This is a genomic window from Rubrivirga marina, assembly GCF_002283365.1.
Classification (GTDB): Bacteria; Bacteroidota; Rhodothermia; order Rhodothermales; family Rubricoccaceae; genus Rubrivirga; species Rubrivirga marina.
This window is the reverse complement of record NZ_MQWD01000001.1, coordinates 4,663,483-4,672,265: the sequence shown is the minus strand read 5'-3', so window position 1 is coordinate 4,672,265 and position 8,783 is coordinate 4,663,483. Positions and strand designations below refer to the sequence as shown.

The following is an 8,783-nucleotide window of genomic DNA, read 5'->3' as shown; positions in this document are numbered from 1 at the left end:
CCGGGGCGGGACGGGGCGGGGTGGTCGGCTACCGGCGTTGGCGCCGGGCCGGGGCGCGTGACCGCGTCCGCCTGGGGCTCTGCTGCTGGCGGTGCCTCGGCCGACGGTTGGGGGCGCGACGGCGCGGCGTACGACGCCGGAGGCTCGGACGTCTGCGCGGCCGGCTGCGACGGCGTGGGGTCGGAACCCGACGGCGGTCCGCCCGAGGCCGCCGCGGTCGGGGGCGGACCGCTCGGTTCCGGAGCCGCGGACGAGTCCGATGTCCCGCTCGGTTTGGCGGCGGGCGAGGCCGGCAGCGTCCCGTCGCGGGCCGCTCGCTCCAGCGCCGCGAGCCGGTCGAGGAGGCGCGTGAGGTCGGCCGCCTTCTCCAGGCTCGCCATCTTCAGGAGCGCGAGCTCCAGCGTCAGGCGCGGCTGGCGGCTTTCGCGGAGGTCGGTGGCCGCCTGCTCGGCGAGCATCAGCAGGTGGAGCAGGTCCGCCTCGGCGTACGGCGCGGCCGCCTCAAGGTAGCGCTGGCGCGTGGCCTCGGTCCCCTCGATGAGGTCGCCCGTCCCGGTCGAGCGGGCGACGAGGAGGTTGCGGAGGTGATCGGCCAGCCCGAGGACGAACTCGTTGAGGTCGTGCCCGCTGCGGACGACGTGGTCGACGAGGGACAGGAGCCCAGCGCGGTTGCCGACGCGGGCGCGCTCCGTCGCCTCGAAGTACACGTCGGAGTCGACGACGCCGAGGGCCTCGCGGAGCGGGCCGATCTGGAGGTCGGCGCCGCAGAGCGAGACGGCCTGGTCGAAGAGCGAGAGCGCGTCGCGGAGCGCGCCGTCGCCCTTCCGCGCGAGGAGCACGAGGCTCTCGTCGTCGGCCGTGATCCCCTCGGCGGTCGAGATCTCGCGGAGGCGCCCGACGATCTCCGGCACCGCGATCCGCCGGAAGTCGAACCGCTGGGTCCGGCTCAGGATCGTGGGGAGCACCTTATGCGGCTCCGTCGTCGCGAAGATGAACAGGGCGTAGTCCGGCGGCTCCTCGAGCGTCTTCAGGAGCGCGTTGAACGCGCTCGCCGAGAGCATGTGGACCTCGTCGAGGATGTAGACCTTCTTCTTGGCCCCCTGCGGCGGGACGCGGACCGTGTCGCGGAGCTCGCGGATGTCCTCGACGCGGTTGTTCGAGGCCGCGTCGATCTCGATGATGTTCATCGAGCGGTGCTCCTCGAAGGCCACGCACGAGGCGCACGTCCGGCACGGCTCGGCCCCCTCGCGCTCGGCGAGCGGCGTCTGGCAGTTGACGGCCTTGGCCAGGATCCGCGCGGCCGTCGTCTTGCCCACGCCTCGGGGCCCGCTGAAGAGGTACGCGTGGGCCAGCCGCTGCCGCGTAATGGCGTTGCGGAGCGTCTCGGCGACGTGCTCCTGCGCGACGAGGTCGTCGAACGTCTGCGGCCGGTACTTCCGGGCGGTGACGGTAAAGCGGGCGGCGGGCGAGTCGGCCATCGGGGGCGCGGGTCCGGGGGGAGGGTCGAGGGGACGCGGCGCGGCGTCGGGCGCCGCTCTACGATCCCGCCCGACGCGGTCAACATAGCGTCAGCGGCCGGCTCTCCGGGGCCGTGTGGACAACGGGTGGACGGCCGGCTCGCTCCGCCTCGGCGCCGAGGCGGGCGGGGCCCGCGGCTAGTGCCGGGCCTCGATCACGCGCGTGGCGGCCCAGCGGTCCCCCAGCCGCCGGCCGACGGGGTCGACGGCGACGAGCACGGCCTCGGCCACGAGGACCGCGAGCGCGAGGTACAGCAGGATGTCGCCGAACGGGATCCCCTTGTAGCCGCCCACGAGGTAGAGGAGGGCCCACACGCCGGCGGCCCCGGCGACCGTCGCGTTCCGCCTCATCGACGTGCTCCACGCCATCGGCTCGCCGTCGACGCGGTAGGGGCGGATGCCGAGCCAGCGCTTGCCAAGCGACCGCGCGCCCCACTCGGCGTACGGGAGGCCGTCGCGGAGGAGGAGGTAGGCGGCCCCGAGCAGGAGCCCGACGCCGAACATCCGGCCTTTCAAGACGCCCGGCGCGAGCGCGGCGGGGGCGAGGGCGAGGAGCAGCGCGAGCGTGCCGTCGAGGAGCGCCGCGGCGAAGCGGCGGACGCGGACCGGGCGGACGGAGCGGGCCATGGGGGGAGGAGGGACCGCCCGGACGATACCGAGGGCCGCGCCCGCAGACCACGGGAACTCTGCGAAGCCGGGGGGCAGCGGGAGTGCAAATCGGAACGAGCGAACTGGGCGGATCCGGGAGCCCGCCATGTCCCCTGTCCCCATTCCCTGCCCGCCTCGGCGCCGAGGCGGGCGGAGCCGTCAATCGCCGAGGCGGGCCTTGAAGTAGGCGTAGGCCTCGTTGATCGCCTTCGTCTCCTCCTCGGCGAGCCGCTGGAGCTTGTCGCCGAGGCCGGCCACGCGGTCGGGGTGGTAGGCCACGACGAGCCGACGGTACGCCGCCCGGAGCGCGTCCTCGGAGACGGGGCCGGGGCCGGGGCCGAGCTCGAGCGTCGCGCGGTGCCGCGCCTCAGGGGCGTCGACGGGCGGTGCCGCGGGGCGGTCGGGACCCGGCGTCGGGCCCGGCCGGCCGGTCGGGCCGGCGGAGCCCGTCCGCGTGCCGGAGGCGGACCGGGCGCGCTCGCGGCGGCGGCGCTCGCGGCGGATCCGCTCGCGCATGGCCTCGGCCCGGTCCTCCCGCGACGTGTAGAACGTGCGGCCGTCGCCGTCGGCCGCCGCCCGGGTCTCCCGCGCCGAGACGGCCCCGCCGACCCGCTTCAGGTCCGCCAGCCACCCCAACATCACCGAGACCAGGAGCATCAGGACCGCGAGGACGGTGGCGACGGTGACGAGGGACATACGGCCGGTGGGGTCAGAGGCGGGTCACAGGGCGAGCGTGGGGTCGGACGCGCGCGCCGAGGCGGAGGGTTCGGTCGCCTCGGGATCTGGGGGAGGCGCCGGGGGCGCGAGCGGCGCCACGGGCGTGGCGACGACGGCCTCGGCCTTGAAACAGCGGCGGCACCGCGGTTCGTACGCCTCGGCCTCGCCGACGAGCACGCGCCCGCCGCCGGCCACGATCCGCTGCGAGTGGTTCGCGGGCGCGCCGCACCGGACGCAGACGGCGTGGAGCTTCGTCACGTGCTCGGCGACCGCCATCAACTGGGGGACCGGCTCGAACGGTCGCCCGAGGTAGTCCTGGTCGAGCCCGGCCACGATCACGCGGCGCCCCTCGCGCGCGAGCCCCTCGACCACGTCGACCAGCTCGACGCCGAAGAACTGGGCCTCGTCGATCCCGACCACGTCGGCGTCGCCCGCGAGGAGGAGCATCGGCTCGGCCGAGTGGACGACCTCCGACGGCATCGCCGTCGCGTCGTGGCTCACGACGTCGCTCTCGTGGTAGCGGGTGTCGAGGGCCGGCTTGAAGAGGGCCACCTTCTGGCGCGCGATCCGGGCCCGCTTCAGCCGCCGCAGGAGCTCCTCGGTCTTGCCCGAGAACATGCTCCCGCACACGACCTCGACCCAGCCGCGCCGCTCGTCGCCCGTGTAGATGTGAGGTTCCATGCGGAAAGGTACGCGGGCGGGGCTCCGGTGCCAGGACGCGTAGGGCCCGCAGGAGTCGCCCGGGTGGCCCCGCCTCGGTGCCGAGGCGGACGGGGTCAGTCCTCGCCGTCCACCTCGTTGCGCCGGTCGAGGAACCAGTCGACGAGGTCGTCGGCGCCGCTCTCGGCGGCGATCTCCATGAGGAGGTCGAGGCCGCGGAGCTGGTCGGCGGCGGCCGGCTCGGGCGCCCGCTCCTTCTTGGGAACGAGGTCCGGATTCGACGCGGCCAGCAGGACGCGCGTGTCGTTGGGGGGTGCGTTCTCCATGTGCCGGGTACAACGCCGGTCCGGCTCCGTTCGCGCCTCGCGACCGGATTCCGGCCGTTCCCTAGATCGGCGCGACGGCGTCGGCGCGGACCCAGCCCTCGGCGCGGCCGACCGTCACGGGGCGCCACCCGTCCGCCTCGGGGCCGACCTCGACCGTCTCGCCCGCCCGGAGCCGCGCGACGCCCGGCGCCGCGGGCGACGGCGACTCCACGACCGGCGCGTCGTCCAGCAGAACGACGCCGACGGGGCGCGTGAACTCCCACACGGCGAACGCCGCGCCGGTCACGACCACGACCGCGACCGCGCCGAGGCCGGCCGCCCACCGTCGCCGATCGGCGACGGCCAGCCCGAGGGCGCCGAACGCGAGGGCGAGCGCCAGCGCGACGGCGCCGAACGGCCGGAGGACGCCGATGGCGCCGTCCCAGAGGCGCCGCGTCGAGGGCGGCGGCGGCTCGCCGGCCCGCTCGCGAGCCAGCGCGAGGTTCCGGGTGATGGCGTCGTCGCGTGGGTCGAGCCGGGCGGCGCGTTCGAGGTGGAGCCGGGCGCGCGCCACGTCGCCGCGCGCGAGGGCGACCGTGCCCAGGTTGTGCTGGACGGCCGCCGAGGTCCATCCGATCTCCGCCGCGCCCTCCCACGCTGCGACCGCGCCGGCCGTGTCGCCCTCGGCCACGAGCTGGGTGCCGAGGGCGAACAGGCGGTCGGCCTCGGCCCGGTCGGTGGGGCCGGCCTGGAGGAGAGCGACGGCGAGGACGAGCGCGATCATCCGGCCGACGCGGGGAGCGCGAAGCGGCGGCGCGTCGCGGCCGCGCTCGGGAGCGCGTCGAGGTCGGCGAGGACCGCCTCGGCCTCGTCGATGACGGCCCCGTGGGCGTCGCCGAGACCGGGGGCGAACTGGCCGCGCGCGCAGGCCGCTAGGACGTCGAGCGTTCGCTGGCGGAGGGCTCCGGGGACAGCGGGCGCGAGGGCGCGGTCGAGTGCCTCGGCGGAGCGGGGGCCGACGGGCGCGTCGAACCGGTCGGCGAGGAAGGCGCGGACGGCGCGCTCGGTTTCTTCGGAGGCGGCCGGCCCGTCGAGCGCTCGCGCGGCCGCGAGCTGGCGTCGGACGTCGGCGCCGACGCGGCGGCTCCGCTTGGCCGGCGTCTCGGCGGTCAGCCGCTGGTGGCCGGCCCGCGCGCCGAGAATCAGCGACGCGGCGATCGCGGGGAGCGCGAGCCCGCCGCCGAGCACGGCCCACAGCCACACCGGTCGGCCCCGCTGGCGCTGCCAGTCGGCCGACGTGAGGAGCGCGGCGGGCGCGTTCGGGTCGGGCGGCGCGGCGGCCTCGGCGAGCGCCTCGCCCTCCGCCACGATCTCGACCGGCGGCACGCGGAGCGTCTTGTACTGGCCGTCCGACGGGTCGTAGTAGGTCCACGGCGCCGCCGGCACCTCGAACGTGCCGCCGCCCTGGGGCACGAGCGTGTAGGTGAACGTCTTGACGCCGCGGAACGTGGTCCCGGTGCGGAGCAGCTCGCGGTCCTCGTTCGGGTCGTACGCGTCGACGCCCGGCGGCACGCGGAGCTCGGGCGCTTCGAGCGTCGCCACGTTGCCGTTGCCCCGGAGGGCGACGCGGACGCGGACGGGGTCGCCGGCCTCGACGGACGCGTCGTCGGTGGTCGTCGTCATCTCGAACTGGCCGACGGCGCCGGCGAACGACGGGGGCGCGCCGTCGGGCAGCGGGCTCACGTCGATGCTCAGGGCCGGCGCCGTCACCTCGCGGTCCTCGAACCGCTGGTTGAACGGCGAGAAGAACGGGGCGAACGGGTCGTTCGAAAAGCTCCGGTCGGTCCGGATGAGGTCGACCGTGAACCGCATCGGGGCCAGCTCGAGCGTGCCGGAGCGGGTGGGGAAGAGGGCCACGCGTCGGATCGTGACGGCCTCGTAGGGCCGGCCGCCGAGCGTCGTCGCGCGGGGGTACGCCGAGGCGATCTCCATCTCCTCGCGCCACGCGCCGGCCGCGTCCCACGTCCCGATGGGCGACGTCTGGCGCGGCTGGATCTGCGGCTCGAAGTACAGCACGTAGTCGACCATCACCTGCTCCCCCACGACGGCCGTCCGGCGGCTCGGCTCGGCGCGGACGAACAGCTCGCCGCCTCCGCTCGGCGCGGCCGACGGCACCGGCACCGCGGACCCACCCCGGACGGTGATGCTAACGGCGTCGACGAGCACGGCCTGCCCGCCGACCTCGGCGCGGAACTGGCCGATCCGCCCCGTCCCCGGCCGGGCGCCGCGGTAGGCCCACCCGACCCGGCGCTCGGTCTGCCCGTTGATGGTCGTCGTGACGTCGAGGATGGGCTGCTGCGACACGAGCTGGAGGCCGCCCGTCGCCAGCGGCGGCCCGACGCCCCGCCCGCGCCCGCCGCGCAGCGTGACCGTGTACGTCAGCGTCTCGCCGACCCGCACCTGCTGCGTCGAGACCGTCGCCGCCGCCGACTGCGCCGCGGCCGACGGCGCTGCCAGCCCGCCGACGAGGAGGGCGAGGACGAAGGCCACGACGGCGAGGCCCCGCGCGAGTCCGCCCGCCTCGGCGTCGAGGCGGGGGAGGGCAGAAACGGCGCGGGCGGAGAGCGTCGGCATCACCAGTCCTTGTCGGAGCGGCGGCGCTGCGTGGGGGCGCGGCGGAGCTCGCGGAGGAGGAGGCGCTCCTCGCCGCCGACGGCGTCGAGGATCCGCTCGGCCTGCGACGCCGTCATCTCGTCGGGCTCGCGGGACGCGGGCTGGGGCGGCGCGTCGCCCGAGCCCGCCTCGTCCGGCTGCTGCGTCCGCGTCTGGTCCTGCTCGGCCTCCTGGCCGCCGTCGTCGGGCTGTTCCGGCTGACGGCTCTGGTCGCCGTCCTCACCCTGGTCGCCCTCGTCTCCCTGATCGCCGGGGTCCTGGTTCTGGGCGTCGTCCGGCTGGCCACCGTCCTGTTGGTCTTGCTCCTGTTGCTGCTGCTGGAGGAGGTCACGGAGGGCCTGGAGCTTGGCGTCGTCGGGCGCGACGGCCAGCCCGGCCTCGACGGCCTGGAGCGCGCGGGCGTTGTCGCCGTCGATGTAGGCCTGCGCACCGACGTGGTACTGCTCCGTGGGGGAGGGACCGCGAGGGGCCTGGGCCCGCGCGACGAGCGCGACGGCCGCGAGCAGGAGGACGAAGCGGGTCATGGGGAGTCGGCGGATTCCTCGATCTGGACGACGCCGCCGAGGCGCTGGGTAAAGTCGGCGTAGGCGGCCACGGACGAGTCCTGGGCGAGGCCGTCAGTCATGACGTCCAGGGCGGCCCGGTATTGCCGGGCGGCCACGAGCGAGTCGGCCTGCGCTTTGACACGCTCGGCAAAGTCGCTCGGCTCCGGCGGCTCGGGCGGATCCGCCAGCAGCCGGCGGGCGATCTCCTGGTTTCGGCGGGCCGCGTCGGAGGCCGGATCCAAGAGGAGCGCGAGGCGGAGGAGCGAGTCGGCGCGGGCGGGCGCGTCGGCACGGAGGGCGGCGGTGCCGGCGTCGGTGAGGTAGCGTGCGCGGCGGTCGGGGGTGTCGGCGAAGACGAGGGCCTCGGCGAAGGCGCTGTCGGCCCCCGAGAACCGGTCCTGACGGGCGCGGGCCACGCCGAGCCCGTGCCACAGCCGGGCGCGGACGTCGCGCGGGACCTCCGCGTTCGCGATCCCGGCCGCGAACTGGGCCTCGGCCCCCACGGCGTCGCCGAGGCCGAGCAACTCGACCGCGGCGCGGCCTTCCTTCGCGCCGGGGCGGAGCGCGTCGAGCGGGTTCGAACATCCGCCGAGCAGGAGGAGTGCGAGCGCCGCGGCCACGGGCGCTGACGCCGCGGGTCGGCCGGCCTTGGTCGGCGCGTCGGGCGTCCCGTCGTCGTCGGGCCCGCCCTTCGATGAGGGGCGGGGGAGCGGACGGAGGGCGACGATCCGCTCGACGAGCAGCAGCAAGAGCCCCAGCGCGAGGGGCCACTGGAACCGCTCGGCCGAGGCCGCGAATTCGTCCTGCGCCACGACGGCCCGGTCGAGGTCGTCGAGCGCCGCGTTGACGGCGTCGGCGGCGGGCCGGCGGTCCACGCGGAAGAGGCCGCCCCGCCCGGCGAGGTCCCGCAGCGCGCCCTCCTCGTATTGCGTCACGACCGTCTGGCCCGTCTGGCGGTCGGTCCGCACGCCGACGCGCTGCCCCCGGCGAATGTCCGGCACGGGTGCGCCCTCGTCGGTGCCGACGCCGAGGGCCAGGACCTCGACGCCGTCGGCACGGAGCGCGTCGGCCGCGTCGCTGAGGCCGGGCTCGTGATTCTCCCCGTCAGACACGACGAGGAGCGCGCGCGGCCGCTGCTGGCCGTCGCCGTCGGAGGCCGCGTTGAAGGCGGCGTCGGCGACGTCGAGCGCGCGGGCGAAGTCCGTCCCCTGGACGGCGACCTGCTCGGGGTCGGCCGTGTCGAGGAACAGGCGGAGCGCGCCGCGGTCGGTCGTGAGGGGGCACTGGAGGAACGCCTCGCCCGCGAACACGACGAGGCCGACGCGGTCGCCACGCCGGGCTTCCACGATCCGCTCGATCTCGAGCTTCGCGCGTTCGAGGCGACTGGGCGCCACGTCCTCGGCCAGCATCGAGTCCGACACGTCGAGCGCGATGAGGAGGTCGAGGCTCTCCTGGCGGCTCTCGCGGAGCGCCGTCCCGATCCGCGGCCCCGCCAGCGCGACGCCGAGCAGCGCCACGGCGCCGACGATGAGCCCCGCTCGGATCCGCCGCTGGCGGACGAGCGCCCCGGGCGACGCGCTCCCCGCGCGGTCGCCGAGGAACAGTCGGAGCGCCTCGGTCCGCTTGCGTGCCGCGTACGCGAACGCCGCCCAGGCGACCGGCACGAGCGCGGCCGCCAGCAAGAGGACGAGGGGCGAGCGGAAGGACAATGGACGACG

General features: G+C 76.1%; 9 protein-coding genes. All 9 read right to left on the bottom strand.

Annotated features, from left to right (window positions below):
- Positions 1–1,478, bottom strand: a 1,478-nt coding sequence (gene dnaX, locus BSZ37_RS19925) for a DNA polymerase III subunit gamma/tau (RefSeq protein WP_095512225.1), incomplete at its 3' end; no start/stop codon positions are given.
- Between the two features lie 177 nt (positions 1,479–1,655).
- A complete protein-coding gene (locus BSZ37_RS19920) occupies positions 1,656–2,144 on the bottom strand; it encodes an RDD family protein (RefSeq protein ID WP_179299774.1) in 489 nt (162 codons plus the stop codon).
- Between the two features lie 180 nt (positions 2,145–2,324).
- Positions 2,325–2,861, bottom strand: a complete 537-nt coding sequence (locus BSZ37_RS19915; RefSeq protein ID WP_095512223.1) for a J domain-containing protein — start codon at positions 2,859–2,861, stop codon at positions 2,325–2,327.
- 24 nt (positions 2,862–2,885) lie between these two features.
- Complete coding sequence (locus BSZ37_RS19910) at positions 2,886–3,563, bottom strand: thymidine kinase (protein WP_095512222.1); 678 nt, start codon at positions 3,561–3,563, stop codon at positions 2,886–2,888.
- 95 nt (positions 3,564–3,658) lie between these two features.
- Positions 3,659–3,868, bottom strand: coding sequence for a hypothetical protein (locus tag BSZ37_RS19905; protein ID WP_095512221.1), 210 nt, complete (start codon positions 3,866–3,868; stop codon positions 3,659–3,661).
- Between the two features lie 61 nt (positions 3,869–3,929).
- Entirely contained in the window at positions 3,930–4,631 is a 702-nt protein-coding gene (locus BSZ37_RS19900) for an SH3 domain-containing protein (protein ID WP_095512220.1), read from the bottom strand.
- Complete coding sequence (locus tag BSZ37_RS19895) at positions 4,628–6,481, bottom strand: BatD family protein (protein ID WP_095512219.1); 1,854 nt, start codon at positions 6,479–6,481, stop codon at positions 4,628–4,630. The genes BSZ37_RS19900 and BSZ37_RS19895 overlap by 4 nt, the downstream gene beginning before the upstream one ends.
- A complete protein-coding gene (locus BSZ37_RS19890) occupies positions 6,481–7,044 on the bottom strand; it encodes a hypothetical protein (RefSeq protein WP_095512218.1) in 564 nt (187 codons plus the stop codon). The genes BSZ37_RS19895 and BSZ37_RS19890 overlap by 1 nt, the downstream gene beginning before the upstream one ends.
- Complete coding sequence (locus BSZ37_RS19885) at positions 7,041–8,774, bottom strand: VWA domain-containing protein (RefSeq protein WP_095512217.1); 1,734 nt, start codon at positions 8,772–8,774, stop codon at positions 7,041–7,043. Before BSZ37_RS19885 ends, BSZ37_RS19890 begins: the two co-directional genes overlap by 4 nt.
- Between the last annotated feature and the right edge of the window lie 9 nt (positions 8,775–8,783).